Annotated in this window: 28 protein-coding genes and 1 pseudogene; 17 read left to right on the top strand and 12 right to left on the bottom strand. The window is 63.7% G+C overall.

Annotation, left to right across the window (positions count from 1 at the left end; genetic code table 11):
- The first annotated feature begins 4 nt into the window (after window positions 1–4).
- The gene (locus ACX80C_RS00980; RefSeq protein WP_459324362.1) at window positions 5–928 is read left to right on the top strand and encodes a dihydrodipicolinate synthase family protein; all 924 of its coding nucleotides are present in this window, start codon (window positions 5–7) and stop codon (window positions 926–928) included.
- Here the strand turns inward: ACX80C_RS00980 and ACX80C_RS00975 are convergent.
- Genes ACX80C_RS00975 through ACX80C_RS00965 form a run of 3 tightly spaced genes read right to left on the bottom strand, consistent with a single transcriptional unit; the run spans window position 900 to window position 3527 of the window.
- Window positions 900–1838, bottom strand: a complete 939-nt coding sequence (locus ACX80C_RS00975) for a COX15/CtaA family protein (RefSeq protein WP_459324361.1) — start codon at window positions 1836–1838, stop codon at window positions 900–902. The genes ACX80C_RS00980 and ACX80C_RS00975 overlap by 29 nt on opposite strands.
- Window positions 1839–1842: 4 nt before the next feature.
- Complete coding sequence (locus tag ACX80C_RS00970; RefSeq protein ID WP_459324360.1) at window positions 1843–2583, bottom strand: ABC transporter permease; 741 nt, start codon at window positions 2581–2583, stop codon at window positions 1843–1845.
- Window positions 2580–3527 carry an ABC transporter ATP-binding protein gene (locus ACX80C_RS00965; protein ID WP_459324359.1) on the bottom strand — a complete coding sequence of 316 codons (948 nt, stop codon included), beginning with the start codon at window positions 3525–3527 and terminating at the stop codon, window positions 2580–2582. Before ACX80C_RS00965 ends, ACX80C_RS00970 begins: the two co-directional genes overlap by 4 nt.
- A 192-nt stretch (window positions 3528–3719) precedes the next feature.
- Between ACX80C_RS00965 and ACX80C_RS00960 the strand changes: the two genes are divergently transcribed.
- The 6 genes from ACX80C_RS00960 (at window position 3720) to ACX80C_RS00935 (ending at window position 8902) form a co-directional block, all read left to right on the top strand.
- Window positions 3720–4547, top strand: coding sequence for a helix-turn-helix transcriptional regulator (locus ACX80C_RS00960; protein ID WP_459324358.1), 828 nt, complete (start codon window positions 3720–3722; stop codon window positions 4545–4547).
- Window positions 4547–6022, top strand: a complete 1476-nt coding sequence (gene sufB, locus ACX80C_RS00955; RefSeq protein WP_459324357.1) for a Fe-S cluster assembly protein SufB — start codon at window positions 4547–4549, stop codon at window positions 6020–6022. The genes ACX80C_RS00960 and sufB overlap by 1 nt, the downstream gene beginning before the upstream one ends.
- Window positions 6022–7320, top strand: coding sequence for a Fe-S cluster assembly protein SufD (gene sufD / locus ACX80C_RS00950; RefSeq protein ID WP_459324356.1), 1299 nt, complete (start codon window positions 6022–6024; stop codon window positions 7318–7320). The genes sufB and sufD overlap by 1 nt, the downstream gene beginning before the upstream one ends.
- Complete coding sequence (locus ACX80C_RS00945) at window positions 7320–7688, top strand: non-heme iron oxygenase ferredoxin subunit (protein WP_459324355.1); 369 nt, start codon at window positions 7320–7322, stop codon at window positions 7686–7688. Before sufD ends, ACX80C_RS00945 begins: the two co-directional genes overlap by 1 nt.
- Before the next feature lie 71 nt (window positions 7689–7759).
- Window positions 7760–8545: a Fe-S cluster assembly ATPase SufC gene (gene sufC, locus ACX80C_RS00940; RefSeq protein ID WP_459324354.1), complete on the top strand. Its 786-nt coding sequence runs from the start codon at window positions 7760–7762 to the stop codon at window positions 8543–8545.
- 27 nt (window positions 8546–8572) lie between these two features.
- Window positions 8573–8902, top strand: coding sequence for a metal-sulfur cluster assembly factor (locus ACX80C_RS00935; protein WP_459324353.1), 330 nt, complete (start codon window positions 8573–8575; stop codon window positions 8900–8902).
- A 54-nt stretch (window positions 8903–8956) separates the two neighbouring features.
- Here ACX80C_RS00935 and ACX80C_RS00930 read toward each other — a convergent pair.
- Window positions 8957–9438 (bottom strand): annotated as a pseudogene (locus ACX80C_RS00930) (O-acetyl-ADP-ribose deacetylase).
- 118 nt (window positions 9439–9556) lie between these two features.
- Between ACX80C_RS00930 and ACX80C_RS00925 the strand changes: the two are divergent.
- The gene (locus tag ACX80C_RS00925) at window positions 9557–10975 is read left to right on the top strand and encodes an AMP-binding protein (protein ID WP_459324352.1); all 1419 of its coding nucleotides are present in this window, start codon (window positions 9557–9559) and stop codon (window positions 10973–10975) included.
- Window positions 10959–12131 carry a thiolase family protein gene (locus tag ACX80C_RS00920; RefSeq protein WP_459324351.1) on the top strand — a complete coding sequence of 391 codons (1173 nt, stop codon included), beginning with the start codon at window positions 10959–10961 and terminating at the stop codon, window positions 12129–12131. The genes ACX80C_RS00925 and ACX80C_RS00920 overlap by 17 nt, the downstream gene beginning before the upstream one ends.
- A gap of 12 nt (window positions 12132–12143) precedes the next feature.
- Here the strand turns inward: ACX80C_RS00920 and ACX80C_RS00915 are convergent, their stop codons facing one another.
- Genes ACX80C_RS00915 through ACX80C_RS00905 form a run of 3 tightly spaced genes read right to left on the bottom strand, consistent with a single transcriptional unit; the run spans window position 12144 to window position 14124 of the window.
- On the bottom strand, window positions 12144–12785 hold the full coding sequence (locus tag ACX80C_RS00915) for an energy-coupling factor transporter transmembrane component T family protein (protein ID WP_459324350.1): 642 nt from the start codon (window positions 12783–12785) through the stop codon (window positions 12144–12146).
- On the bottom strand, window positions 12782–13492 hold the full coding sequence (locus ACX80C_RS00910) for an energy-coupling factor ABC transporter ATP-binding protein (protein WP_459324349.1): 711 nt from the start codon (window positions 13490–13492) through the stop codon (window positions 12782–12784). The genes ACX80C_RS00915 and ACX80C_RS00910 overlap by 4 nt, the downstream gene beginning before the upstream one ends.
- Entirely contained in the window at window positions 13489–14124 is a 636-nt protein-coding gene (locus tag ACX80C_RS00905; RefSeq protein WP_459324348.1) for a biotin transporter BioY, read from the bottom strand. The genes ACX80C_RS00910 and ACX80C_RS00905 overlap by 4 nt, the downstream gene beginning before the upstream one ends.
- A 176-nt stretch (window positions 14125–14300) precedes the next feature.
- Here ACX80C_RS00905 and ACX80C_RS00900 point away from each other — a divergent pair, with 176 nt between their 5' ends.
- Window positions 14301–15899, top strand: coding sequence for an ABC-F family ATP-binding cassette domain-containing protein (locus tag ACX80C_RS00900; RefSeq protein WP_459324347.1), 1599 nt, complete (start codon window positions 14301–14303; stop codon window positions 15897–15899).
- Between the two features lie 10 nt (window positions 15900–15909).
- On the opposite strand, the gene ACX80C_RS00895 is transcribed toward ACX80C_RS00900, so the two are convergent.
- From ACX80C_RS00895 to ACX80C_RS00885, 3 genes are read right to left on the bottom strand one after another with little or no spacing between them, the layout of a single operon-like run.
- The gene (locus ACX80C_RS00895; protein WP_459324346.1) at window positions 15910–16740 is read right to left on the bottom strand and encodes an SURF1 family cytochrome oxidase biogenesis protein; all 831 of its coding nucleotides are present in this window, start codon (window positions 16738–16740) and stop codon (window positions 15910–15912) included.
- A 1-nt stretch (window position 16741) separates the two neighbouring features.
- Complete coding sequence (locus ACX80C_RS00890; protein ID WP_459324345.1) at window positions 16742–16987, bottom strand: hypothetical protein; 246 nt, start codon at window positions 16985–16987, stop codon at window positions 16742–16744.
- Entirely contained in the window at window positions 16987–17424 is a 438-nt protein-coding gene (locus ACX80C_RS00885; RefSeq protein ID WP_459324344.1) for a DUF3099 domain-containing protein, read from the bottom strand. Before ACX80C_RS00885 ends, ACX80C_RS00890 begins: the two co-directional genes overlap by 1 nt.
- Window positions 17425–17546: 122 nt before the next feature.
- Between ACX80C_RS00885 and fabG the strand changes: the two genes are divergently transcribed.
- Entirely contained in the window at window positions 17547–18290 is a 744-nt protein-coding gene (gene fabG / locus ACX80C_RS00880; RefSeq protein ID WP_459324343.1) for a 3-oxoacyl-ACP reductase FabG, read from the top strand.
- Between the two features lie 68 nt (window positions 18291–18358).
- Window positions 18359–19102 (top strand): SDR family oxidoreductase, encoded by a 744-nt coding sequence (locus ACX80C_RS00875; RefSeq protein ID WP_459324342.1) that lies wholly within the window; start codon window positions 18359–18361, stop codon window positions 19100–19102.
- A gap of 126 nt (window positions 19103–19228) precedes the next feature.
- Here ACX80C_RS00875 and serB read toward each other — a convergent pair whose 3' ends face one another.
- Window positions 19229–20110, bottom strand: coding sequence for a phosphoserine phosphatase SerB (serB, locus tag ACX80C_RS00870; RefSeq protein ID WP_459324341.1), 882 nt, complete (start codon window positions 20108–20110; stop codon window positions 19229–19231).
- A gap of 167 nt (window positions 20111–20277) precedes the next feature.
- On the opposite strand from serB, the gene ACX80C_RS00865 reads away from it, so the two are divergent.
- The 5 genes from ACX80C_RS00865 (at window position 20278) to ACX80C_RS00845 (ending at window position 24248) form a co-directional block, all read left to right on the top strand.
- Entirely contained in the window at window positions 20278–21066 is a 789-nt protein-coding gene (locus ACX80C_RS00865) for an ABC transporter ATP-binding protein (RefSeq protein ID WP_459324340.1), read from the top strand.
- A gap of 17 nt (window positions 21067–21083) precedes the next feature.
- The gene (locus ACX80C_RS00860) at window positions 21084–21860 is read left to right on the top strand and encodes a sulfite exporter TauE/SafE family protein (RefSeq protein WP_459324339.1); all 777 of its coding nucleotides are present in this window, start codon (window positions 21084–21086) and stop codon (window positions 21858–21860) included.
- A 1-nt stretch (window position 21861) separates the two neighbouring features.
- Window positions 21862–22671 carry a TrmH family RNA methyltransferase gene (locus ACX80C_RS00855; protein ID WP_459324338.1) on the top strand — a complete coding sequence of 270 codons (810 nt, stop codon included), beginning with the start codon at window positions 21862–21864 and terminating at the stop codon, window positions 22669–22671.
- 139 nt (window positions 22672–22810) lie between these two features.
- The gene (locus tag ACX80C_RS00850) at window positions 22811–23065 is read left to right on the top strand and encodes a type B 50S ribosomal protein L31 (RefSeq protein WP_459324337.1); all 255 of its coding nucleotides are present in this window, start codon (window positions 22811–22813) and stop codon (window positions 23063–23065) included.
- Between the two features lie 109 nt (window positions 23066–23174).
- Window positions 23175–24248 carry a lipoate--protein ligase family protein gene (locus tag ACX80C_RS00845; protein WP_459324336.1) on the top strand — a complete coding sequence of 358 codons (1074 nt, stop codon included), beginning with the start codon at window positions 23175–23177 and terminating at the stop codon, window positions 24246–24248.
- Between the two features lie 11 nt (window positions 24249–24259).
- Here the strand turns inward: ACX80C_RS00845 and pepN are convergent, their stop codons facing one another.
- A complete protein-coding gene (gene pepN, locus ACX80C_RS00840; RefSeq protein WP_459324335.1) occupies window positions 24260–26884 on the bottom strand; it encodes an aminopeptidase N in 2625 nt (874 codons plus the stop codon).
- Between the last annotated feature and the right edge of the window lie 8 nt (window positions 26885–26892).

The raw sequence follows: 26892 nt of genomic DNA, 5'->3' as shown, positions 1-26892 counted from the left end.
GGTCATGGTCTTTACCGGCGTTGTTGCCTATCCCGTGACCCCATTCGACGCTGACGGCGCAGTCAGCTTTGCTGAACTTAAACTCCTCATCGGCGGACTCGCTGATTCCGGTGTGGATACGGTAACCGTCCTTGGCTCCTCTGGCAGCTTTGCCTACCTTGATGCCGCTGAACGCGAACGGGTGCTTGCCGAGGCAGTCGACGCGGCGGGCGATCGCATTCCGGTTGCCGCCGGGATCAGCGCGGTTGCCACACGTGATGTCGTGGCCGGCGCAAGGGCGGCTCAGCGGAACGGTGCGTCGGGGCTCGTACTCTCGCCGGTCTCCTACCTGCCGTTGACCGATGACGAAGTGACAGCGCTCGTTGAGGAAGTTGCTGCTGCTACCAGCCTGCCGATCTGCCTCTATAACAATCCGACGACCACCCAGTTTTCTTTCGGGCTGGAGCTGGTCGCACGGCTCGCCGGCATTGAGACGGTCACCGGCTTCAAAGACACCGCCGCATCGCCGGACGAATTCGCCGACCGCGTGCGTGTGCTGCGGCACCTGGTGGATATTCCGCTGAGCCACGGTGCCAGCGGCGACACCCTCATCGTCACGGGTGAAGTGTTCGGTGATGCCTGGCACACAGGGCTGGCCGCACTTCTTCCTGCCGCCTACCGGGAGTTCCGGCAAGCGGTTGTTTCCGGAGACGAGGCCCGGATCGCCCTTGAACGCTCCCGCCTGCTGCCCGTGGTCAATGCCGTCCAGCGCCTGCGCAAGCTCAGCGGATTGCACGCCCTCGCCAAAGCATGCGGTATCGATGCCGGTGATCCCCGGCCGCCCTTGCTGCCCATCGCGGGCAGTGATCAACGGGAGTTGGCGCGCCTGGCCGACGCGTTCGATGACCTGGAAGAGTCCGTCAGCCGGCGGGGGCAGACCGCCGGGTGAACCCCGTATAGAGTGCGTGCGCCGTCGCGGCCGTCAGGACGGACGCGCCGAGCATGTGGAGAGCCACCAGCGCGACCGGCAGGTGCAGGAAATGCTGCAGATACCCGATTGCGCCTTGTGCCAGCACGACGACAGCGAGCAGCACGACGGCGGCGCGCAGCCGGCGGGCAACGTCCGTGCGGTACGCGACCACCACCAGGATCAGCACGGTGAGAACCAAAAGGTATACCGGGGCCGCGTGGATCCGCGTCATCAAATCAGGGTCGAGGTTGTTCCGGGCGGCACCTGCGTCACCGGCGTGGGGGCCGGAACCGGTAACGACGACGCCGAGCAGCACCGCGACCGCGACCAGCGCGGCGGCTGCCACAAGGAGTTGACGCAGCAGCGGGGTCGCACGCGGTTGCCAATCAGACGCAGCCTCAGCAGGTGTGAGCCAGGTGCGGTTGAGAAGTACCGTAGCGATCGTGATCAGGAGCATCGAGATGACGAAGTGCCAACCAACCACCCAGGGATTGAGCCTGGTCCAGACCGAGATGCCGCCGATGACCGCCTGCAACGGGATCCCGGCGAGGAGCAGCACTGCCGGAAGGAAGAGATCAGGGCGTTCCTTGCGCAGACGCCAGATGGAGGCCAGCATGGCGACGGCGATCGCCGTCAGTACGAACGTCAGCAGCCGGTTTCCGAACTCGATGACGCCGTGAATTCCCATCTCCTGGGTCGCGATCATCGAATCAGCGGTGCAGCGGGGCCACTCAGGGCACCCCAGACCGGATGCGGTCAGGCGGACCGCGCCGCCGGTGACAACAATGAGGATCTGCGACACAAGGGAAGCCAACGCGAGCCCCCGGACCGCAGGAGTAACTGCAGTGGGGAGTCGGTTCATCATCGTGGCGAGGGAGAGTTGCGTCATGTTCCTAACTCCATTTGAACCAGCGGACAGCAGCCAGGCCGGCAACTGCCGCCCAGCCGCACAGTAGGGCGAAGGATGCCAGATCCAAGGTGCCGTCCTGGAGCGCGGCCCGCAGGCCGTCACCAAGGGCGGACGAGGGCAGGAGACCGACAAGCGGTTGCGCTGCTTCGGGAAGGCTGCTGCGCGGGATGACGGTTCCGCCGGCGGCAGCGAGCAGAATCCAGAGGAGATTGGTGACCGCGAGCGTCGCCTCGGGCCGCAGGGTTCCTGCGATGAGAAGTCCAAGCGCCGTGAACGCTGCGATGCCCGGAACCAGTATGAGAAGCGCCGGAAGGATACCTTCCATGGCGGGCTGCCAGCCGAATAGGACAGCAGCTGTCGCGATCACGGCGAGTTGGATCACCAGCACTGCGCCCACTGCAACCACTTTGCCCAGGATGAGCCCGCCACGGCCGAGGGGCGTTGTGGACAGAAAGCGAAGCACTCCGTACCGGCGGTCGAAGCCCGTGGCGATTCCCTGGCCCGTAAATGCCGTTGAAAGCACGCATAGGGCGATGACTCCCGGTGCGCCCGATTCGAGCCGTGGCGCTCCGAGCACATCGAAGAGGGGGGTCAGTGCGATCGCCGTGAGCGCCAGGACCGGCAGCGCGATCGCGAGGACGAGCTGCTCGCCGTTGCGGAGCATCGCTGCAGTTTCGTATCCGCCGTGCCGCAGGACCCTGAAGGGGAAACGGGTTGCGCTCATCGGATGCCCCTGCCCGAGATGTCGAGGAACACGTCTTCCAGCGAACGCGCGGTAAGGACAATGGACGCAGGCAGAACGTCGTTATCCGCCCACCACCGGGCAATAGTTGCGAGATCCTCGGGCGTCAACGGGCCGGTCACCCGGTAGTTTCCGGGAGTGTGCTCACCGGCCTCGAGGTGCGGAAAGCGGGATACCGGCAATTCAAGGCCAGGCGGAGCCTCGAAGCGAATTTCCCTGACGGCATCCTTCGCGTGAGCGGTGAGTTCCGCGACAGTACCTTCCCGGACCGTACGCCCCTGGTCAATGATGTACACGTAGTCAGCCAGACGCTGCGCGTCGTCGAGGAGATGCGTGGTGAGGATGATCGCGAGGCCCTCGGAGCGAAGTTCGTTAATCAGGTCGAATACGATGTGGCGCGACTGCGGGTCCAATCCCGCGCTCGGCTCGTCGAGAAAAAGTACTTCAGGATTCCCTACCAGCGCGCAAGCGAGGGCGAGACGCTGCTTCTGGCCACCGGAAAGCCTTCGGATGGTGGTCGAAGCGAAGCCGTCGATGCCCAGGCGCGGGACAAGGTCATCCAGCCCGCGCGCCGCCGTATACATGCTTGCGACGTGCCGGAGCAGGGAGAGTGGACGGAGCGCCGGCGGCAAACCGCCCTCCTGCAGCATGATGCCCACCCTGCTGCGAAGTTGCGCCCCGGCGCGCCAGGGGTCCTGACCCAGCAGGCGGACGCTGCCTCCACTTGGCCGCTGGAGACCTTGGGCGCACTCGAGCGTTGTGGTCTTGCCGGCGCCATTGGCACCAAGCAATGCGGTCACGCGGCCCTTGTGCGCGGTGATGTCGACACCGTCGAGGACCCGGACCATCTTCCCATCCAGGGTTGCGACCGGGCCGAAATCCTTGACGAGCCCGCGTACTTCAAGGGCGGCAGGGGAGTGTGGCACCGAACAATTCTACGGCACGTAGTAGCTGGCCTGTTGTGGGCGGTGGATAGCCTCTCCTTACTGGATGCAGGTTCTCCAATGGAATAGATTAGGTCATGGTTCTGTTTTCTATTAGACAGATGCCATCGGTTGACCCGACCCTGCCAGAAGCATGATCAACAAGCGTTTTGTACCCGATTAGAGGAGGCCGCGATGTCCCATCCAGTTGCGCCTCGGCCTGCGGTACCGGCTCTGATCCACGCTGAGCGCCCTGAGGCAGATTCGCGGCGCACCGCAGATGAACGCACCAGGGACAAGGTCCTGTCCGCTGTCCTGGAGCATGGCCCCGTCAGCGCTGCTGAGCTCGGAGACAGGCTCGGTTATACGCCGGCAGCAGTCAGGCGCCATCTCGACGCCCTCTCGAAAGACGGGTTGATCGAAGTGAAGCTCATCAGCAACGCATCCGCGGGTGCGGGGCGTCCAGCGCGGCGATACGTACTCAGTCAACGTGGACAGACGCGACTCGGGAACGACTACCTGCACATCGCGCAGGCGGCGCTCGGGCAGCTGCAGGAGGTGGCGGGCCCGGACGCAGTTCGCCAGTTCGCGGCGAGCCGCTTCGCCTCGATGGAGGAGCGGTACCGTCCTGTGGTGGAGGCGGCGGGTGACCTCCTGGAGGAGAAGGCAATTGCACTGGCTGACGCCCTCACCAATGACGGCTTTGTGGGATCCACCCGGGTGGTCGGCCGGAACGCCCCGCAAGCAGCTATGCTCAGCGTGCAGCTGTGTCAGGGGCACTGCCCCATTCAGGAACTCGCCGCGGAGTTTCCGGACTTCTGCGAGCAGGAAACCGAAGTGTTCGCGAGACTGCTGGGCGTCGATGTGCGCAGACTTTCAACGCTCGCGAGCGGCGGGCACGTATGCACCACCCACATTCCCGTGGGTCGGCGGAGCCAGGCGTTACCACGCAGTTTGCCTGGGGAGCCGCCGCAACCACTACAGATTTCAGAGAACTCCAACCATCAGCAAGGAAGGCCGTGATGACGGATCAGACAGATCAGAAGGCATTGGTTCCCGACACCGTGCCGGCAGGAGTGATCAGCGACATCCTCGAGAGGAATCCGGAGCTGCACGGCATCGGGACCTACGAGTATGGCTGGGCTGACAAGAACGACGTCGGCGCGAATGCGCGGCGCGGTCTGAACGAGGACGTAGTCCGTGACATCTCCGCGAAGAAGAGCGAGCCCGAGTGGATGCTGGACATGCGGCTGAAGGGGCTGAAGTACTTCGACCGGAAGCCCATGCCTGCGTGGGGAGCGGACCTGTCGGGTATCGACTTCGACAACATCAAGTATTTTGTGCGTTCCACGGAGAAGCAGGCCACCAGCTGGGAAGACCTGCCGGACGACATCAAGAACACCTACGAGAAGCTCGGTATCCCCGAGGCAGAACGGAACCGCCTGGTATCCGGCGTTGCAGCGCAGTACGAGTCCGAGGTGGTGTACCACCAGATCAACGAGGAACTCGAGCGCCAGGGTGTCATCTTCATGGATACCGACACCGCATTGCGTGAGCATCCTGAGTTCTTCGAAGAGTACTTCGGATCGGTTATTCCCGTGGGCGATAACAAGTTCGCTTCCCTGAACACCGCGGTGTGGTCGGGCGGGTCTTTCGTCTACGTGCCTCCCGGGGTCCATGTGGAGATCCCGCTGCAGGCCTACTTCCGGATCAACACCGAGAACATGGGCCAGTTCGAGCGCACGCTCATCATTGCGGACGAGGGCTCCTACGTTCATTACATCGAGGGCTGCACGGCTCCGATTTACACGTCGGATTCGCTGCACTCGGCCGTGGTGGAAATTGTGGTCAAGAAGAACGCGCGTGTCCGGTACACCACCATCCAGAACTGGTCGAACAACGTTTACAACCTGGTGACCAAGCGCGCCATTGCGCATGAGGGCGCCACCATGGAGTGGGTCGACGGCAACATCGGTTCCAAGGTGACCATGAAGTACCCGGCGGTCTACCTGGTGGGCGAGCACGCCAAGGGCGAGACCCTGTCCATTGCCTTCGCGGGTGAAGGCCAGCACCAGGACACCGGTTCGAAGATGGTTCACATCGCCCCGAACACGAAATCCTCGATCATCTCCAAGTCCGTTGCGCGCGGTGGTGGACGTGCGGCCTACCGCGGCCTGGTGCAGGTGCGGGAAGGGGCAACGCACTCGGCGAACACGGTCCGCTGTGACGCGCTGCTGGTCGACACCATTTCGCGTTCGGACACGTACCCCTACGTGGACATCCGGGAGGACGACGTAACCATGGGCCATGAGGCCACCGTTTCGCGCGTCAGCGAAGAGCAGTTGTTCTACCTGATGTCGCGCGGTATGCCCGAAGACGAGGCGATGGCAATGATCGTGCGCGGCTTCATCGAACCGATCGCGCGCGAACTTCCCATGGAGTACGCGCTGGAACTGAACCGCTTGATCGAACTCCAGATGGAAGGAGCCGTAGGCTAATGGCCGAAACCTCACAGTTGAACCCTGAGTTGACCGACGAGAAGGCCCGCCTCGGCGCCCCGTCCGGCGAAGAGAAAATCGCAATTGACGGTTTCACCGAGGAAGGCGAGAACCTTTCCCCGCTGAATACCGGCACCGAACAGCACGGTGCACGCAGGCACAGCCACGGCGACGAGCCGGTTGTCCCGGAAGCTTCCCGCGGCGAACGCCTCAAGTCATACAAGCTCGCAGACTTTGCGCCTCTGACCGGCCGTGAGGAGGACTGGCGGTTCACTCCGCTGAAGCGCCTTCGCGGATTGCATACTGATGCGCTGACGGGTGAAGGGCCCGAGGTTACGGTGTCCGGCGCGTCGAACGTCACGGTAGAGACGGTGAAGCGCAGCGACCCCCGCTTCGGATCCGCAGCCGTTCCGGAGGACCGCGTCTCGGCAGCCGCGTGGGAAGCAGTGCAGACTGCGACCGTTGTGACCATCCCGGAAGAGACCATCGCTGACTGCGAAGTCACGGTGGCCGTGCGCGGCACCGATCGCGCGGTGGCAGCGCAGCACCTCATTATCGAGGCACGCAGGTTCTCGAAGGCAGTGGTGGTCCTCGATCACCAGGGCAGCACCACCCTCGCACAGAACGTCGAGATCCTCGTGGGTGACGGCGCAGACCTCACCGTCGTGAGTGTGCAGGAATGGGACGACGACGCCGTCCACGTCTCTTCGCAGCAGGCGAAAGTGGGCCGCGACGCGCGTTTCAAGCATGTTGTCGTCAGCCTCGGCGGGGACCTCGTGCGGCTCACGCCGTCGTCGTTCTTCACCGCACCCGGCTCCGAGGTGGAGATGTACGGCCTTTATTTCGCCGACGCCGGACAGCACCTGGAGCAGCGGTTGCTCGTTGACCACGCCGTTCCCAACTGCAAGTCACGGGTCACTTATAAGGGTGCACTGCAGGGCCAGGACGCCCACACGGTCTGGGTTGGCGACGTCCTTATCCGTAAGGAAGCCGAAGGAACGGATACCTATGAGGTCAACCGGAACCTGGTGCTCACAGACGGCGCCCGGTCCGATTCGGTTCCGAACCTCGAGATCGAAACGGGACTGATCGAGGGCGCGGGTCACGCCAGTGCCACCGGACGGTTCGACGACGAGCACCTGTTCTACCTCATGGCCCGCGGAATTGATGAGAAGACGGCACGGCGTCTGGTGGTGCGCGGATTCCTCAACGAGGTGATCCAGCAGATCAAGGTTCCCGTCCTCGAAGAGCGCCTCACCGAAGCGGTGGAGCGTGAACTGGCTGCAGGGAACCTCTGATGACTGAAGCATTGGAAGCGCCCCGAGGCGAACTGGTCTGCAACGTCAACGATATTGAGGTGAAGCAGGCACTACGGATCCTCATTGACGATTATCCGGTGGCGATCGTCAAGGACTCCGACGGCGGCATCCACGCTATCGGCGACACTTGCTCGCACGCGGATATCTCTTTGTCGGAGGGCGATGTCGAAGGCTGCAAGATCGAGTGCTGGGGTCACGGCTCCCAGTTCGACCTGCGGAGCGGGATGCCGCTACAGTTGCCCGCCTACGAGCCGGTCCCGGTTTTCGCGCTCGAGATCCACGACGGCGAGGTCTACGTGGACATCACCACTGTGACCAATTCCGCCCCTGTACCTGACCGCGGCTAACGAAGTTCCAGCCGCCCCAATTCCACACGAAGCAAACCTGCAGCGGCAGGATGCAAAAGGAGAACCCACAGATGTCCACCCTTGAGATCAAGGACCTCCACGTCAGCATCGAAACTGACCAGGGCACCAAGCCCATCCTCAAAGGCGTCAGCCTGACCATCAACACGGGCGAAACCCACGCCATCATGGGGCCCAATGGATCGGGCAAGTCCACGCTGGCCTCTACTATCGCGGGTCACCCGCGGTACACCGTCGACAGCGGTTCCATCACTCTTGACGGTGAAAACGTGCTCGACATGAGCGTCGACGAGCGGGCGCGCGCCGGCCTCTTTCTCGCTATGCAGTATCCGGTGGAAGTACCCGGGGTCACGATGACCAATTTCCTCCGCACCGCCAAGACGGCGCTCGACGGCGAAGCTCCGAGCATCCGTCACTGGACCAAGGATGTGAAGGAAGCGATGTCGCAGCTGCGCATCGACGCTGACTTCGCACAGCGCAACGTCAACGAGGGCTTCTCCGGCGGCGAAAAGAAGCGCGTCGAGATCCTGCAACTTGAGCTGTTCAAGCCGAAGTTCGCGATCCTCGACGAGACCGATTCCGGCCTCGACGTCGACGCGCTGAAGGTTGTTTCCGAGGGCGTCAACCGCGAGCACAGCAAGGGCGAGATGGGCACGATGCTCATCACCCACTACACGCGAATCCTCCGCTACATCAAGCCCGACTTCGTCCATGTGTTCATCGATGGCCGGATTGCAGAAGAAGGCGGCCCTGAGCTGGCCGACCGGCTCGAAGAAGAGGGTTACGACCGCTTCCTCGTTCCCGGCGCGGCGTCGGCACCGGCCACCGCCGGCGCGTAGCAACTCCGGCGGAAGAGAGGTACTGAGATGAGCGACACTAATGCAGCGCAGACGTCCCTTGAGGACATCGAAGAGTCGCTGAAGGACGTCATCGACCCGGAACTCGGCGTGAATATTGTTGACCTTGGCCTGTTGTACGGAATCAAGTACGCCGACGACGGGGCGCTCCTGATCGACATGACCCTGACCACGGCGGCCTGCCCGCTCACAGACGTGATCGAGGAGCAGGTCGGCCAGTCGCTGGACGGCCTCGTGGACGACTGGCGGCTGAACTGGGTCTGGATGCCCCCGTGGGGTCCGGAGAAGATCACTGAAGACGGCAGGGACCAGATGCGGGCTCTCGGCTTCAACATCTAGCGTTCATGAGAAGGCGGCAGGCACGGTGCCTGCCGCCTTCTTCCATGTGCGGGTTCACGCGCGGATTTCATCATGGACGTGCTGGAAGATTTCAGCCAACCGCCTCGAGAAGAGGACGAACGTGACCGTCCGGACGCTGCCGTCGTACTCCTTCACAGCGCCAAGCCCAACCCGGGCCACCGTCTCCGGGTCCCACCCGAAGATCCCCGCGCTGATTGCCGGGAAGGCGACTGACTTGGCGCCGACGTCGTCCGCGATGGTTAGGCTGCGCCGGAAGCACGACTCCAGCAGCGCCGGCCTGTCTGCCCGGCGTGCCGATTGGGTCCGACGGTATGAATGACCCAGGTTGCCCGAAGCGCAAAGCCGGGCGTGGCGACAGCCTCGCCTACCGGAAGGCCGCCCGTTAGCGCGTCTTCGCGAACTGACCGGCAGGCTTCCAGTAATTCCGGACCTGCCGCCGCATGAATGGCGCCGTCAACGCCACCGCCGCCCAGCAGCGACGAATTGGCGGCGTTGACGACGGTGTCAACGTCCATAGCGGTGATATCTCCTTCAATGATTCTGATGTCGGGTGCGCTCATGGCATCCGCCGTCCGGATGGTGGTTGGTAAGGGGAGGGGACCTGCACTGGAATCATGCGCACAGGTTAGTACATTGGACGTACCGACAGAAGAGAAAGCCGCCATGCCATTCATCAACCGTCTCCTGTCCTGGGCGGACGCCGAGCCCGGGCGTCCCGCCGTCGTCGTCGGCGAACAGGCGCTCTCCTATGGCGACCTGGCAACAAGGGCAGCGGAACATGCCCTTTCAGGGGACGCGATGGTTGCCCTGGAACCAGCAGACCCCATCTCCTTCACGGTTGCGCTGACCGCCGTTGTGGGCCGCGGCCGATGTGCGGTTGTGCTTGACCCGGCGTGGCCTGCAGCTGTGCGTACGCGGATGCTTACGGAGTTGCAGCTTGGCGACTCTTCGCGGGCGACTGGGCTAGCAAGTACCGGAAGCGCGCTTGCCGATGGGCTCGAGGATTCGCTGTTCTACTGCGGGTTCACGTCCGGAACCACGGGTGCACCGAAGGCGTTTGTGCGGACGGTCGGATCCTGGTCGCGTTCGCTTGAACGCAGCGTGGCCTACTTCGGCATTGCGCCGGGCTCCCGGGTCTTCGCTCCCGGTCCCTTGTCCGCAAGCCTCAGTCTTTACGCTCTGGCCGAGTCGCTGTTCGCCGGTGCCACTTTTCACGCGCTGGGCACCGGTCTGCGGTCCCTGAGGGGTCCGCGCATGGGGGAGGTGCTCCGGTCAGCGCGCATTGAGCACTTCGTGGGCGTTCCCGCGGCGCTGCGGCTCGGGTTGCAGCGCGCTGCAGGCCCGCTTCCTGACCTGAAGTGTGTCGTATCCGGTGGATCCAAGCTGTCCGATGCGGAGACAGCCTTGATCCGCGAGGCCGCTCCGCAGGCGCGAATCTTCGAGTATTACGGCGCCTCCGAGCTGAGCCTCGTGACGGCGAAGCGGGTGGAAACGTTCCGCACCAATGATGTCGGACAGCCGTTTCCCGGCGTTCAGCTGAGGATCGGAGGGAACGGGGCAGAACGGCACGGAACCGTGTGGGTGCGGACCGATACAGCGATCGAGGGCTACCTGGCCGGTGACGACGGGCTCGCCTTTCAGCGCGAAGGGGACTGGGTGACGGTCGGCGATCAGGGCTGGATTGACGACGCCGGTGCGCTGCACCTGACTGGCCGGCGCGCCGACATGGTGGTGAGCGCGGGCACGAACGTCTACCCCACAGAGGTGGAGTTGGCCCTGGCCGCAGCCGGGTATCCCGTTGCCGTCGCGTTCGGTGTGCCGGACCCGCAGCGGGGCTCATCGGTTGCCGCGGTGATCGAGGTGGGCACCGAAACGTCGATCGACGCCGCGAAGATTCGCGAGCAGCTGCGGGCCACACTTTCGGCAGCCAAGGTGCCGCGCGCGCTGTACCGAACCGCCCGCCTCCCCATTACGGCGGCAGGCAAGCCGGACCGTGTCGGCCTGCGCAACCTGATTCTCGCGGGGGACGGTGCCCTTGAACGCGTCCGATAGCGCCCGGCCGGAGTCGCGCCGCGCCGTCGTCGTTCTCGCACGGCGGTCACCGTTTGGCCGACTGGCCGGGGCGTTCCGGAACCTCGAGGCGCATGAGCTGCTGGCGCCGGTGCTGGCTGCATCGGCCCGGGACTCGGGAGTGAAGCCGTCCGAGGTGGATGACATCATCATCGGGAACGCAACGGGCGGCGGCGGGAACGTTGCCCGTCTCGCTGCGCTCACGGCCGGTTTTCCAGCGAGCGTTCCCGGACTTACCGTGGACCGGCAATGTGCGTCCGGGCTGGATGCGGTGGTGCTGGCGTGCAGGTTGGTGGAGGCGGGAGCGGGTACCTGGTTCCTGGCGGGGGGAGTCGAGAGCTGCAGCACTGCGCCGCTGCGTGCGAGGCGCCTGACGTCCGCGGCCGGCGCGCCGGACTTCTACTCCCGGGCGCGGTTCGCTCCCGATTCGCACGGCGACCCGGATGCGGGTCAGGCAGCCGAAAATGTCGCAAAGCGCTACGGCATCGACCGCCACACCCAGGATAACTATGCCCTGCAGAGCTACAGCCGCGCAGCTGCGGCAGCGGGAGTCATGGCGGCGGAAATTGTCCCCGTCGCGGAATGTAGCTCTGATCAAACACCCCGACGCAACATGACCGGCGCGCTCCTGTCCCGGTTCACGCCCGCTTTCGATCCCTTGGGAACCGTCACCGCAGGCAACTCCTGCGCCGATGCTGACGGCGCGGTCGTCATCACGGTCACCACCCTTGAACAGGCGCGGGCACGCGGGGTCGAAACCGTGCTCGAGTTCGCCGGGTCTGCCGCGGCCGGTGGCGAAACAGCTCTCTTCGGAACCGCCGGCGCCCACGCTGTAAGGAAGCTGCTGCCTGCAGTCCGGCTGGAACCGGCGGATATATCAACGTGGGAGTTCAATGAGGCTTTCGCCGCGCAGGTACTGGCGTCGGCGCAGCTGATGCAGGTGGAGCCGCAGTTCCTCAACCGGAATGGAGGGGCGCTCGCTTACGGCCACCCGTACGGAGCGTCCGGGGCGATGCTCGTCGCCAACCTCCTGCGCCAGAGAGTCCATGGCGAGTACGACGACGGCTGGTCGGTCGCCGCTGTCAGTGCGGCCGGCGGGGTGGGAACCGCTGCGGCGTTCCAGACGGTTCGGCTCTAGCGTCGGACGCAACTAGAACGCGTCGTCGTCGGTCTTCGCTTCGCCAAGGCCGCGTGCCGCGAGCGCCTCGCCGGTCTGCTGGGCGTAGGCGACCGCGCCGATGAATACCGGCAGGATCAATGCACGGAGATTACGCTCAAGCCCCCTGGCGCGTGCTGCGTCGCGGGCGTCCCCGGCCGACCCCACCAGGACAGGAATACTCCGAAGCATCAGGGAGACGGTGAGCCCGAACCGTTCCGGGTCCGCGCCGAGGAACCGTAGCGGCCGCGCCAGGGAAACCAGGCCGTCCAGGATGCGGTGACTCTCGGTGGAAAGGGTGATCAGCAGGGCGGCGAGTACGCAGACAACGATGTTTCCCACCACGAGGAAGGCAGCGAGCGCCCCCGCGGTGACCACCTGGAATGCTCCGAGGATGAGGATCAGCGGCCACATCCTTCCAAGCGGACCGAGCATAAGTTTGAGCGAGAGACGAGCGCCCGCTGTGTAGGCAATGCTCACAACTCCCAGGGCGGCGAGGGTCACCCACCATGCGTTCAGCACCAGCACCGTTACGGACAGCGCGGCAACGGCAAGGAACTTGGCCCAGAGGGGGGCAGCATGAAGGACAGAACGCCGCTGGACGTACGAGCCGAGCAGGCTCGCGTGCCCCCTCACCGTCGCCCGTCCGCTGCCGAGGTGCTCAGGCTGGCTTCCCGGTAGGCCGCTACGGCATCGGAGGGCGCGCCGTCGTACACGATCCGTCCGGCGTCCACCACCAGTGTCCGATCCGCGTCGAGGGCGAAATCGAGCGAGTGGGTGGTGAAGATGACCTGTTGATCGAGCCCGCGGAAAAGCTTCCGCACCCGGTCTTCATTGCGGAGGTCGAGCAGGGTGGTTGGTTCATCGGCGACAAGGACGCTCGGGTCGCACGCAAGCACTGTGGCGAGCGCAAGCAGTTGCCGTTCACCGCCGGAGAGGTCATAAACACTCTGGTCCGCAAGATGGCCCAGGTTGAACCTGCGTAACACCTCCTCCGCCGCAGCCCGCCGCTCGGCCGGCTGACGATGACGACGGCGAAGGGATAGTTCGATGTCTTCCCTCCCGGTCGGCATGATCAGCTGGAAGAGGGGGTCCGTGAACATGAACCCGACCCGTGCGCGCACCGCAGAACCACGACGTCCGGTATCCAGCCCGTCAACGCGGACCCGCCCGGCAGTGGGAGGCACCAGCCCATTGATCAGTTTCAGCAGAGTGGACTTACCGGAACCGTTGGCCCCGATCACGCTGATGCGGCGTTCGGTAAGCGACAGCCGCAGCGGATGAAGAATAACCCGTGATGCCGGCTCGTCCGCCTGGACCTTGGCGTCGTCGAACTCGATCATCGCGTACCGGCGACGCGGCCCTGGAGGCGGGGGAACGCCTTCACGACGCTCAAGCCGATAGCCGCCGCTGCCAGGTTCTTGAGGATGTCCCCGGGCAGGAAAACGACGTCGGCCGCGACGGCAGCCGGTAGGTCGAGTTTCGCGTTGACCATCATTCCGACGATCCCCAGTGGATGGGTGATCAGTAGGCTGGTGACAGTGCAAGCTGCAAAAAGGGCAAGGAACTTCAGGCGTCCGATCCTGCGGAAGATAAGGCGCGCCAGGAAACCTACCGCCATGGCCGCAAGGGGGAAGGCGATGATGTATCCGGCCGACGGTCCAAACAGGATTCCGATGCCGCCACGGAACTGGCTGAAGATGGGGAGACCGGCTAGTCCGACGGCGACATAGAGCCCGAGCGCTGCACCCGCACGCCAGGGCCCTAGGACGATTCCGGTCACCATGATTGCCAGTGTTTGCAGGGTTATGGGCACCCCGACCTGACCCACCGGGATAGCGGGTAGGATGGCACTGGTGGCCACGACGGCCGCGAAGACCGCGATCAGCGAGAGATCGGTTGCGTTCCAGGACCTGCGGGCAGGCTTCACAGTCTCGGTGGGGGAGGACCGCGGAATCTGATTCGTCTGCTGCATCGTGAAGCTTTCTGTTAGATCTATACAACGGTGGGCTGCTACCTTCCGAGGTTAGTGCGGAAAGAAGTGAAGTCCTTTGTAGGTTTCCTACAACATTGACCTCCGTTAGGGACGTTCGGCATCAGATGCCGTCCACATCCGAAGAAGATGCCAAAGAATGGGAAAGGCCGAGCCACGTGATTTCCGTGTCGAATCTTGAATTGCGCGCGGGCGCGAGGCTGCTCATGGACGAGGTGTCCTTTCGGATCGACCGTGGGGACAAAATAGGACTGGTCGGGCGCAACGGTGCAGGTAAAACGACGCTGACCCGCGTCCTGGCAGGCGAAGGACTCCCTGCGTCCGGTACGGTCAGCCGCAACGGAGAAATCGGCTACCTCCCCCAGGATCCGCGCACCCCGAACATGGATCAGCTTGCACGCGATCGGATTCTCTCCGCACGCAATCTTGACGTCGTCGTCGGGAAGCTGCGCGAGACACAGGAGCTGATGGCGAGCGATGATCCTGCAGTACGCGACAAGGCAATGGGCCGCTATGACCGGCTCGAGGCCGAGTTCCTCGCCCACGGCGGGTACGCCGCGGAAGCCGAGGCGGCAGCCATCTCCTCGAACCTCGCGCTTCCCGAGCGCATACTGAACCAGCCGCTCAAGACCCTGTCCGGAGGCCAGCGGCGGCGTGTGGAGCTCGCCCGCATCCTGTACTCCGGTGCCGAGACGATGCTCCTTGACGAGCCGACCAACCACCTCGATGCAGACTCCATCACCTGGCTGAGGGACTTCCTGAAGAATCACCAGGGCGGCCTGATCGTCATCAGCCACGATGTAGAGCTCCTCGAGGCGACCGTGAACAAGGTGTTCCACCTGGACGCCAACCGGACCACCATCGATCTCTACAACATGGGTTGGAAACGGTACATTCAGCAGCGCGAGACCGACGAACGGGCCCGCAAGCGCGAGCGCGCGAACACCGAGAAGAAGGCCCAGGTTCTCATGGACCAGGCCAACAAGATGCGGGCGAAGGCCACCAAGGCAGTAGCTGCCCAGAACATGGCCAAGCGCGCTGAGCGCATGCTTTCGGGTCTTGATGCCGTGCGTGCCCAGGACAGGGTGGCCGCACTTCGTTTCCCGGAACCTGCCCCGTGCGGCCGTACTCCGATGACGGCTGAGGGCCTGAGCAAGTCCTATGGATCGCTCGAGATCTTCACGGATGTGGATCTCGCAATAGACCGTGGTTCGAAGGTTGTCATTCTCGGACTGAACGGCGCGGGTAAAACCACGCTACTGAGGATGCTGGCGGGAGTCGACTCGCCCGACACCGGGCGGATCATGCCCGGTCACGGCCTTAAGGTCGGCTATTACGCCCAGGAACACGAAACCCTGGACACGGAGCGCACAGTGCTGGAAAACATGCGCTCAGCAGCTCCGGACATGCGCGATGCCGAAGTCCGTGGCGTCCTCGGGTCCTTCCTGTTCTCGGGGGACGACGTTGACAAGCCTGCCGGGGTTCTCTCCGGCGGCGAGAAGACGAGGCTCGCCCTGGCGACGATCGTTGCTTCGTCGGCCAACGTCCTGCTGCTCGATGAGCCCACGAACAACCTGGACCCTGCCAGCCGTGAGGAAATCCTCGGCGCGCTCCGGAACTACTCCGGCGCCGTCGTACTGGTTAGCCATGACGAGGGCGCTGTCGACGCGCTGAAACCGGAACGGGTGGTCCTCCTGCCCGATGGCGTTGAGGATCTCTGGAACGACGATTACCTGGAACTGGTAACGCTGGCCTGACCCATCCGCCTCAGAGACCCTGGGCGTCGAGGATGGCGTCTTCCTCCTGCTCGGCGGTCGGGCGACGGCGCACGCGCTCAGGGCGCTGATCGTGAATGCTCTCCCCATCTTCCAGATGGTCTATCCGGTACTGCTGGCGCGCGGCATACCCGAGTCCCACGAAGAGCAGCACTCCGAAGGCGAACCACTGCATGGAGTAGGACAGGTGCGGGCCCAGATCGATCGTGGGCTTGGCTGGAGCGACCGGCGCTGTTGCCGGCGCGGGCGTTTCACTCGCCAGCAGGCCGTAGGCGGCACCTTGGAGGGGATAGCCGACCTGTTCCTGATAAGCCGGAAGGTTGATCGACGCCAACTGCCCGGACGGCGCTGAACGGTCCAGTGCCGGTTCCCCCGGGCGAATGCGCGCGGTGACCGTGACTTTTCCCTCGGGTGCCGGCGGCACGGTGTCCGGGCGTCCCGCTTCTTCATTGCCAATGGGAAGCCACCCGCGATTGATGACGACGGCGGTCCCGTCGCCAAGCTTCAGGGGAACCAGGACCTCATATCCAGGCCGGCCGTTGAGGGGGCGGTTGCGAACAATGCGTTGGTTGGCGGAGTCGTAGACCCCGGTCAGTGTGACCGGCGTCCACTCGCTGGCCTCCCCGAAGGAATTGAACAGCCCGGGCGTGTAGGGAACGGGCGGCCGGTCGTAATTCGCCTGCACTGTGTTCACCGTCGCGGCAGCCTGATCGCGGCGGTCCAATTGCCATAAGCCAAGCGCAGAGCAGGCGGCTGCCAGCACGAGAACCAGCGCCAACCAACCGAACCAGCGCGGCGTCGCAAGATATTTGAGGAGCAGCACGTTACTTCCGGTCACCTTCCAGCGGAACAGTCTGCTTCCAGAGGCCGCGAGTAGTGAGGTATTCCTCCAACCAGCCGCGGTGTTCCGCGCACGCGAGCCACACCTTGCGGCGGTCAGGCGTATGAATTCGGGGATTGTTCCACAGCAGCTGCCAGGAGGCGTTGTCCCGGCAGGCCTTTCGCGAACACGTTGGTTGTTCCGGCCCCGGAGTAGATGCCGTACCGGAAAGTTGGTCGAAAATACTCACTATTGCTCCTTCCCGTCCTGTCCGGTCTGTGTTTCCGATTGCGTCTGCTGCATGTCTGGTTCCTGCGCCTCCTGCTCCTGGACTACCTCGCCCTGCAGCGTGACCGGGCCATCCTCCCGCGTCCCGGCGACAGGCGCTTCCAGTTCGGGAGCCGGTGCCCGGTCCAACAGAGCTTCGCTGTGAGCGAGATTGCTGGTGTCACTACCTCCGTTGGCGATGATCACCGCGAAATACGGCAGAAAAACAGCCCCGGCGATCATGACCCACTGCAGCCAGCCCTCAACCACGAACACCAGGATGAGACAGACCATGCGGATCCCCATCGACAATGAGTACTTGATCATCCGCTGGCGCATCTCATCGCTGTGCGCCTCACGGGCATCACTGATGTTATGGATTTCCGGGCGGCGTTTCGACTGATGGTTCGGCTTGATCATCACTCTCCAAGGGACCCTTCCATTGTCTCACTCAGCCTCCCGTTGTTAAAGTTCACGGGCTGCGACGGCAGGACCGATAGGATCGAACGGAGAAAACGACCGGAACAACTGAAGGAACATTCGTGCAGGATCAGAACACCGCGGCTATACCTACAACGACGGCGGGCCGTAGCGTCCTGGTCACCGGCGGGAATCGGGGAATTGGTCTTGCCATCGCGCAGTCGTTCCTCGCTGCGGGTGACAAAGTAGCTATCACGTACCGCAGCGGCGACGTACCGGAGGGCATGCTCGGTGTCCGGGCAGACGTCACTAGTTCCGAAGAGATCGACACGGCGTTCCGTGAGGTCGAGGAGGCTCACGGTCCGGTGGAAGTACTCGTGGCCAACGCGGGTATCACGCGCGACACCCTGCTCCTTCGGATGAGCGAGGAAGATTTCACCGACGTCATCGACACGAATCTGACCGGATCCTTCAGGGTCATCAAGCGGGCATCCCGTGGAATGCTCCGCCTGCGCAAGGGACGGGTCATCCTCATCTCGTCGGTGACGGGGCTTTACGGTTCGCCGGGCCAGATCAACTACTCCGCGTCCAAGGCAGGGCTGGTCGGAATCGCCCGATCCCTAACCAGGGAGTTGGGCTCGCGGGGCATCACGGCCAACGTGGTGGCGCCCGGGTTCATCAACACAGACATGACCGCTGCCCTCCCGGAAGAGACGCAGAAAAACTACCTCTCGTCCATTCCGGCCGGACGGTTCGCAGAAGCCACCGAGGTAGCCGACGTGGTGCGCTGGGTCGCCAGCGACGAAGCGGCGTACATTTCGGGAGCCGTGATCCCGGTCGACGGCGGCCTCGGCATGGGCCACTGAGCGGCCCGGCAAACTATCACCGGTCATGACCCGGTATTGAGCTAGAACAATCTGAGGAGAAACTTTCTATGGGTGCACTGGATGGCACAAAGGCAATCGTCACGGGCTCATCGCGCGGAATCGGGGCGGAGGTGGCGCGTCTGCTGGCAGAGGACGGCGCCGCCGTCGTCGTCAATTACCGCCAGAAGGCGCCGCGGGCCAACAAGGTGGTTGCCGGGATCGAAGCTGCCGGTGGGCAAGCGGTCGCCGTGGGCGCTGATCTCACAGCTCCGGAGGGCACCAAGGCGCTCGTGGACGCGGCCGTTGAGAACTTCGGGGGCCTGAACCTGCTCGTGCTCAACGCGTCCGGCGGGATGGAAGCCGGGCTGGGTGACGATTACGCGTTGAAGCTCAACCGGGACGCCCAGGTCGGCATGCTGAACGCCGCCATCGGGGCAATGCCGGCCGGCTCGCGCGTGGTCTTCATCACGAGCCATCAGGCGCATTTCATCAACTCGGTGGAAACCATGGACGCCTATGAGCCGGTTGCGCGAAGCAAGCGTGCAGGTGAGGACGCATTGCGCGAGCTGATTCCGAACCTGACCGAGCGCGGTATCAGCTTCGTTGTCGTCTCAGGCGACATGATCGAGGGAACCGTGACCGCAACTCTCCTGGATCGTGCTGCTCCGGGCGCCATCGAGGCACGGAGGCAGGAGGCCGGCCGGCTGTATTCCGTAGAGGAGTTCGCTGCGGAGATCTTCAGGATGGTCAGCGCCGACGTGCCTACGGGCCACACCGAGTACGTCGGCGGGGCGAAACACTTCACCCGCTGACGGTTTGATCGGGCGGGCTGATCGTCGTTTCGCCCAGCTACCTCCGAGCGGGCGGATAGAACGTACTTTCCACGGGGGACCGGTTATATCCGGCCACTCGATCCTGAATGTGTCGGTGATGGAGCGCTAAAGCCTGACGAAGTGCCGCACAACGTCCAGGTACTGGAAGTCGACGGCGGCGTCTGCGGCCGAACGCACGGCGGGCTTGGCGTTGAACGCAACGCCGAGCCCGGCCGTGGCCAACATGTCGAGGTCATTCGCTCCATCTCCGACGGCGATCGTCCGGTCCAGGGGAATCCCGGCGGCTTCGGCCCAGGCCCGCAAACACCGCGCCTTTTCTGCCCGGTCCACCACCGGTCCGATCACCGTTCCCGTCAGTGTGCCGGCGTCGACGCCGAGAAGGTTTGCCTTGGAATGGGTCAATTGCAGCCGCGCCGCAAGCGGTTCGAGGATCTGGCTGAATCCGCCCGAGACCACTGCAACGACGTGGCCGGCCTCCAGGAACGCCTCAACAAGATGCTCTGCTCCGTCGCTGAGCTCAATGCGCGTCCCCACATCGCTGATCACTTCTTCCGAGAGCCCCGCGAGCACGGCAACCCGCGCGTGCAGGCTCTGCGCGAAGTCCAGCTCGCCGCGCATCGCTGATTCGGTGACGGCAGCGACTTCCGCCTCCCGGCCGGCATGGGCCGCCAGCAAGTCAATGACTTCCTGCTTGATCAACGTCGAGTCGACATCCATGATGAGCAACTTGGTTTCCGCCCCCAGAAGGGAGGGCGGGACGACGGCGATCCCTGTATGCCCATTCACGAGGGAGGCAACCGCCCGGCGAAGCTCGTCTATTCCGCCGTCGAAACTGGCAGTGAGGTTTGCGACCGAGTAGTGGTCGTGGTCGTGCGTTTCCTCGAGGACGACGACGGCGCCCACCTCACCAAGTGCACGGCGCACTTCCTGACGACGTGTATCCTCCGGCAGGGCGCCGAAACTGACCACCCTGAATGTCTCAGTCACGTGCCGTTGCGCCTTTCCTCGATCCGCCAGTCACCTGCCCATTATGGGTGTCGGATCGATGCCGCGGGAAACGCGTGACGGAGCGTGCAACACAGTCCGCTGCCGCACGCCTGCGCCTGATGTTCTGGTTAACGTCGAAGGGTGCTCTTGGCCTAATGTCTAGTGTCATGAGTGATGTTCTGGAACTCTCCGGGGTGAGCATTGTCCGCGGTGGAAAGACACTGCTGGACGGCGTTGACTGGCAGGTCGCTGAGGGCGAGCGCTGGGTGGTCATGGGCCCCAACGGTGCGGGCAAAACCACCCTCCTGCAGATCGCCGGCGCACGCATCCACCCCACCCACGGGGTAGCGGGCATCCTCGACGAAGTCATGGGCGCCGTGGATGTTTTCGAGCTGCGTCCCCGCATCGGTCTGGCGTCGGCGGCCCTGGCGTCCCAGATTCCAGAGCACGAGACGGTTCTCAACGTGGTCGTGACGGCGTCCTATGGTGTGACCGGGCGCTGGCGCGAGCAGTATGAACGTCTTGATGAGCGCCGGGCCTTCCGGCTCCTCGAGGCCTGGGGCGTGGCCACCTTCATGAACAGGCCCTTTGCATCGCTGAGTGAGGGCGAGCGGAAGCGCGTTCAGATCGCCCGCGCCCTCATGGCGGATCCGGAACTACTACTCCTCGATGAACCGGCAGCGGGCCTTGACCTGGCCGGTAGGGAAGACCTCATCGCGCGGTTGAGTGAACTCGCAGCGGATGAGGAATCGCCGGCCATCGTCCTGGTGACCCATCACCTCGAAGAAGTCCCGCCTGGCTTCACGCACGCCATGCTCCTGAAGGACGGGGCAGTGGTGGCTGCGGGACCGATCGGGAACGTCCTGGTCGAGAAGCACCTGAGCGCTGCTTTCGACACACCGCTTGAGGTAACACTGCGTGATGGCCGCTACAGCGCCGTCGCACGTGCCCAGTAGCCGCCGGCTGTAACACTATGGACTTGCTGCGCGATGCGCTCATCCTGCTGGGCGGGCTGTGGGCTGGAACGATCAACACCATTGTCGGCTCCGGAACCCTTGTCACTTTCCCCATCCTGCTGGCACTTGGCTATGCACCCGTAACCGCCACAATCAGCAATGCGATGGGGTTGGTGGCAGGCGGTGCATCTGGTGCCTGGGGGTACCGGAAGGAACTCAAAGGCAACGGGCGGACACTCGCCAAACTCTTGCCTGCTTCAATTCTTGGCGGCATCATCGGAGCGGCGCTGCTGCTGAACCTGCCCGAAAGCGTCTTCGGGATCGTCGCGCCCTTCCTCATCGTGATCGCTCTCGGGTTCGTGATCTTTCAGCCCAAGCTCCAGCGCTGGGTACGTCGCAGGGCTGAGGAAAGGCCCACCACCAGGTCCCATCCCATAGCGCTCACCGTCCTCGTGTTCCTGGCCGGGGTGTACGGCGGGTACTTCGTCGCCGCCCAGGGGATTCTGTTGGTCGGAATCCTCGGTGTCTTCCTCCACGGTTCCATGCAGGCCGCCAACGCCATGAAGAATGTGCTGGCGCTCGCTGTGAATCTGATCGCCGCGGTCTCCTACATGATCTTCGCCTTCGACAGGATCGACTGGTGGGTTGTCCTGCTGATCGGAGTCGGTTCCCTCGCCGGCGGGTTCATCGGGTCCTTGGTGGGCCGCCGCCTTTCCCCGGTGATTCTTCGTACCGTGATAGTAATTCTTGGACTGGTGGCGCTCTACACGATGATTGCCCGATTGGTGGGCTGAAATGGCGATTGAGCGGCTGAGAACGGCAGAGGACCCGCGGGTTGTCGACTACATCAGCCTCACCGACACCCAGCTTCGGCGGAGGTTGGAACCGGCGCAGGGTTTGTACATCGCCGAAAGTACCAAGGTGCTCCGCCGGGCGGTCGACGCCGGGCACACCCCGCGCTCCTTCTTCCTCACCGACAAGTGGCTACCGGACCTTCAGGACATCCTCGCCCGCTTCCCCGATGTCCCCGCCTACATCGGAACGGAAGCCATCCTCGAGCAGATAACAGGGTTTCACCTGCACAGGGGCGCGCTGGCTGCAATGAACCGACCCGCGCCGGTCCAACTGGAAGAGGTACTGCGCAGCGCCCGCCGCATTGCTGTCATTGAGGACATGGTTGACCACACGAACCTCGGCGCCGTTTTCCGCTCCGCGGCGGCGCTCGGCGTCGACGCCGTCCTGGTGACGCCGCGCTGCGCGGATCCGCTGTACCGGCGGTCGATCAGGGTGAGCATGGGCACAGTATTCCAGGTGCCGTGGGTCCGGCTGGAGTCCTGGCCCGAAGCGATCGGGGTGCTTCAGTCGCGCGGATTTCTCGTTGCGGCACTGGCGCTGGAGCCCGGAGGCATTGACCTGCAGCAACTGTCCGGGCGGAATCCGGACCGTCTTGCGTTGATCCTGGGCACGGAGGGGGACGGCCTGATGCTGGCCACCCTGGAGCGTGCCGACCTCACCGTCCGGATCCCCATGAATCCGGTAGTGGACTCGCTCAACGTCGCTGCCGCCGGTGCAGTTGCATTCTGGGAGTGCCGGTTACGCGGCTGAAAGCCGGCGGGCCGTAGACCGGCCGTCCCTTTTAGCGCATTCGGTGTCGTTGCGATAGAGTTGGTTGCTGGCCTGCGGGCCGCAAACTTTCAAGCTCCCGGTGCCTGGCAAAATCCAGGCAACTACAGAAGGTAATACTGTGAAGTCTGATATCCACCCCAAGTACTCGACAGTCGTTTTCCGCGACCTCGCCTCCGAGAAGTCGTTCCTCACCCGGTCCACCGTTACGTCGAATAAGACTGTTGAGTGGGAAGACGGCAACACCTACCCGCTGGTAGAGGTGGAAATCTCTTCGGAGTCGCACCCGTTCTACACCGGCAAGCAGCGCATCATGGACTCCGCCGGCCGTGTCGAGCGCTTCAACCAGCGCTTCAAGGGCTTCGGCAAGAAGTAGTCCAGGCCGAAATTCTTTGCTGAACCCGAACCGGAATGCCGGTTCGGGTTCAGTGGTTTAAGGCATTAGGCAGACCGGACGGGTTCAAACAGCGATACGGAGGTGGCGCGTGGAGCAGGACGCAGCAGCGCAGCATCATGGCGAGTACAAGGTGCCGGGAGGAAAGCTGGTGGTGGCCGATGTCGACGTCGTGGACGGCAGGTTCTCCTCCGTCTCCATCAATGGCGATTTCTTCCTTGAACCCGATGAAGCCCTCGACGATATCAATGCCGCCATCCAGGGTCTGCCTGTCGAGGCGTCGCACAGCGAACTAACCGGGTCTATCCGGAACCGGCTGCGCCCGGGTGCGCAGATGCTCGGATTTTCGCCGGAATCAGTGGCGACCGCCGTCCGGCGCGCGTTAGGCAAGGCATCAGCCTGGACGGACCACCGCTGGGAGATCATCGGCCCAACCCCCTTGTCCACAGCCATGCACGTTGCGATGGACGAAGTCCTGACCCGCGAGGTGGGTGAGGGGCGCCGCAGTCCCACCCTGCGCTTCTGGGAATGGGAGAGCCCGTCGGTAGTCATCGGCAGTTTCCAGTCCGTACGTAACGAAGTCGACGACGACGGCGTCCGCCGCCACGGCGTTAGCGTGGTCCGTCGCATCAGCGGTGGGGGAGCGATGTTCATGGAACACGGCAATGCCATCACATACTCCCTCTACGTTCCGCAGTCCCTGGTGGACGGTCTCAGCTTTGCGGATTCGTACCCCTTCCTCGACGAGTGGGTGATGGAAGGATTGAAGAAGCTCGGGATCACGGCCTGGTACCAACCGCTGAACGACATCGCGACGGACCTCGGGAAGATCGGCGGTGCGGCGCAGAAGCGGCTGAGCAATGGCGGCCTGCTCCACCACGTCACCATGTCCTACGACATCGACGCGGACAAGATGCTGCAGGTGCTGCGGATCGGGCGCGAGAAACTTTCCGATAAGGGCATCAAGAGCGCGAAGAAGCGGGTGGATCCATTGCGCCGCCAGATAGGATTGTCCCGCGAGGAAATCATCCGGGTCCTCAGCGATACGTTCCGGGAACGCTACGGCGCAGTCGATGGAACGTTCAGCTCCGAGGAACTATCCGCTGCCGAAGGGCTGGTAGGCAGCAAGTTCGGAACGCCCGAGTGGCTCTACCGGGTCCCCTAACCATTTCTCCCTTATCCCACCTCGGCTGGTTTCATGGCAACGGCCTGCGCGCGCAGCGCGCGCAACAGGTGGTCCCGCTCTTCGATCACAATGCGTCGCAGGGAGTGCGGGGCGTCGGGGTGTTCGCTGAGCCATGAATCGGTCATTGCAATGACGGAGTGGTTTTCAGGAACAACGCCCGGCTCCAGATCCTGCTCGCCCGGGTATAGCCCCCGTACTATGCGGGCGGACATCTCGATCGGAAGGCTGGTCCACACCCGCTGGATCTCATTGAAGTAGGGACGTAGATACGGTTCTTGCAGTTCCGCCGGTCCTTCGCGGAAGCCGGAGATGGTGGCGCTGAGGAGTTCGTTGGACAACCGGTCCCCGAAGATCACTTCCTGCCAGGCCTTGGCCTTGACGGCGGCATCGGGGACGATCGTGCAGGCGGTGGTGAAACCGGTTCGCCCCGAGGCTGTATGGTCGCGTTGCAGGGCGGCTTCCAGCTCGTCGATACTCGCAAGGTTCTGTGCAGCGAGTCCTTGCCACAGCTGCCAGCCCAGCTCGTCGTCGATGACCAGGCCATCGAGGACACGCGTCCCCTCAAGCAGCCCGCGCAACAATCCCGAATGCGTGCGGGTCTTCCGCGATGTTGATGCCAGCGCACGGGCCCACACGAGCTGATGGTCTGTTCCCGGCTCGGCTTCCTCGAGCCCGCGAACCAGACAAGCAGCGAGCCGCTCGCGCAGCTCATCACGGTCATGCGCCGGCGCGTACTGCTCGACGGCGTGACGAGCGTTCTGAAGCAGCTGAGCAAGGACGCCCACGCCCTGTTCCCTTGGAGCAACGCGCTCGACGGCACCGAGATAGTCTTCGGCGTTCAGTAGCGCATCGCGGGTTGAGGACCACAGCGCAGCAAGACAGATGGCGCGGGCGAGTGGCTCCTCGAGCCGGTCGGCAGATGAAAGGAGGGTAGCGACGGAGCGCTCGTCAAAGACGAGCTTGGCGTAGGTGAGGTCGTCGTCGTTAATGAGCAGGAGATCCGGTTGGACGTGTCCGGTGAGGGCCGGAACCTCGGTGCGGTCGCCGTCGACGACCAGCTCGTGGGAAGCCGTTCGCAACAACCTGCCGTTCTCGTCGAAAGAGTACAGCCCGAGCCGGATGCTGTGCGGCCGGGGCGCCGGTTCTGCGGTGACTGGATCGACCGCGTGCTGGAGGATCGCCACCGAGGTATAGGCGCCGTCGTCGTCGGTTGCTACCTCTGCAGCCAGTTGCGGCACACCGGAGGTCTGCAGCCAGCGCTGCGCCCAGGCGGACATATCCCTCCCGGAAGCGCTTGTGAGGGCACCGAGGAGGTCTTCCAGGGTGGTGTTCGAGAACGCATGGTCATGGAAGTAGGAACGCGCTGCAGCGGTGAAAGCATCGAAACCGGCGTAGGCGACCAGCTGTTTCAGGACGGACGCGCCTTTTGCGTAGGTAATGCCGTCGAAGTTGAGTTTGGCTGCTTCGAGATCGGGGATATCCGCAACGATCGGATGGGTTGAAGGCAATTGGTCCTGAAGGTATGCCCAGGCCTTCCGCCTGTTGGCGAACGTGATCCAGGACGTTTCTGATCCCATCGCTTCCGCCACCGCAAGAGCACCCATGAAGTCGGCGAAGGACTCCTTGAGCCAGAGATCGTCCCACCAGGTCATGGTCACCAGATCGCCGAACCACATGTGCGCCATCTCGTGCATGATCGTGTTGTCACGCGACTCGTACTGCGCGTGGGTGGCGCGGGACCGGAAGACATAGGACTCCGTGAACGTGACGAGCCCCGGGTTCTCCATGGCGCCGAGGTTGTACTCCGGTACGAATGCCTGCTCATACTTTCCGAACGGGTAGGGGTATTTGAACAGATCGTGGAAGTACGTCAGACCGCGCCGCGTTGTTTCAAAGATTCGTTCAGCATCCAGGTTCTCCGCCAGGGAACGGCGGCAATAGGCTGCCAGCGGGATCCGCAGTACGTCGCCGTCGCCGACAATTCCCGTCCACTCATCACGCGTGACCGCGTATGGGCCAGCCAACACGGTGGTGATGTAGGTCGAGATGCGCATCGTCGGCTCGAAGTGCCTGGTGGCGGTGCCGTCGTCGTGTCGGTCCAGCCCGCATTCCGCGGCGTTCGAGGCGACGGACCACCCCTCCGCCGCCCGTACATGGAAGGTGAAGGGCGCTTTAAGGTCCGGCTGCTCAAAGCAGGCGAAAACCCGGCGGGCGTCCGCGGGTTCGTATTGCGTGTAAAGGTAGGTTTCGCCGTCGGCCGGGTCCTCGAACCGGTGCATTCCTTCGCCGCTGCGGCTGTAGAGGGCGGTGCCCTCAATCACGACAGTATTGTGCGCCGCGAGGCCTTCAAGGGTGATTCGGGCGCCGGAAACAACCCTGTCCACGTCGAGGGCAGTCCCGTTGAGGGTGACGCTCTCAACTCCGCCGTGGATGAAATCGAGGAAGGTCTCGGCGCCCGGCCTGGAGCATTCGAAGGTCACCACTGACCTTGAAGGGAAGCCGGCGGATTGGGCATCCCGTGCGTTGCTGAGGTCCAGGCTTACGTCGTATTCCAGGACGTTGGTGATGGCGGACCGGCTTGCCGCTTCGTCGCGACGGAGATTCTCGTTATGCACCGGCCCAT

The organism is Arthrobacter tecti, assembly GCF_054511355.1.
The sequence above is the reverse complement of the archived record's forward strand: the minus strand, read 5'-3'. Positions and strand labels throughout refer to the sequence as shown.

Bases quoted from the DNA above. Each gene is read 5' to 3' on its own strand.
- ACX80C_RS00980 (WP_459324362.1), top strand. From the start codon at position 5: ATGGTCTTTACCGGCGTTGTTGCCTATCCCGTGACCCCATTCGACGCT.
- ACX80C_RS00975 (WP_459324361.1), bottom strand. From the start codon at position 1,838: ATGACGCAACTCTCCCTCGCCACGATGATGAACCGACTCCCCACTGCA.
- ACX80C_RS00970 (WP_459324360.1), bottom strand. From the start codon at position 2,583: ATGAGCGCAACCCGTTTCCCCTTCAGGGTCCTGCGGCACGGCGGATAC.
- ACX80C_RS00960 (WP_459324358.1), top strand. From the start codon at position 3,720: ATGTCCCATCCAGTTGCGCCTCGGCCTGCGGTACCGGCTCTGATCCAC.
- sufB (WP_459324357.1), top strand. From the start codon at position 4,547: ATGACGGATCAGACAGATCAGAAGGCATTGGTTCCCGACACCGTGCCG.
- sufD (WP_459324356.1), top strand. From the start codon at position 6,022: ATGGCCGAAACCTCACAGTTGAACCCTGAGTTGACCGACGAGAAGGCC.
- ACX80C_RS00945 (WP_459324355.1), top strand. From the start codon at position 7,320: ATGACTGAAGCATTGGAAGCGCCCCGAGGCGAACTGGTCTGCAACGTC.
- sufC (WP_459324354.1), top strand. From the start codon at position 7,760: ATGTCCACCCTTGAGATCAAGGACCTCCACGTCAGCATCGAAACTGAC.
- ACX80C_RS00935 (WP_459324353.1), top strand. From the start codon at position 8,573: ATGAGCGACACTAATGCAGCGCAGACGTCCCTTGAGGACATCGAAGAG.
- ACX80C_RS00910 (WP_459324349.1), bottom strand. From the start codon at position 13,492: ATGATCGAGTTCGACGACGCCAAGGTCCAGGCGGACGAGCCGGCATCA.
- ACX80C_RS00905 (WP_459324348.1), bottom strand. From the start codon at position 14,124: ATGCAGCAGACGAATCAGATTCCGCGGTCCTCCCCCACCGAGACTGTG.
- ACX80C_RS00885 (WP_459324344.1), bottom strand. From the start codon at position 17,424: ATGATCAAGCCGAACCATCAGTCGAAACGCCGCCCGGAAATCCATAAC.
- ACX80C_RS00875 (WP_459324342.1), top strand. From the start codon at position 18,359: ATGGGTGCACTGGATGGCACAAAGGCAATCGTCACGGGCTCATCGCGC.
- ACX80C_RS00865 (WP_459324340.1), top strand. From the start codon at position 20,278: ATGAGTGATGTTCTGGAACTCTCCGGGGTGAGCATTGTCCGCGGTGGA.
- ACX80C_RS00860 (WP_459324339.1), top strand. From the start codon at position 21,084: ATGGACTTGCTGCGCGATGCGCTCATCCTGCTGGGCGGGCTGTGGGCT.
- ACX80C_RS00855 (WP_459324338.1), top strand. From the start codon at position 21,862: ATGGCGATTGAGCGGCTGAGAACGGCAGAGGACCCGCGGGTTGTCGAC.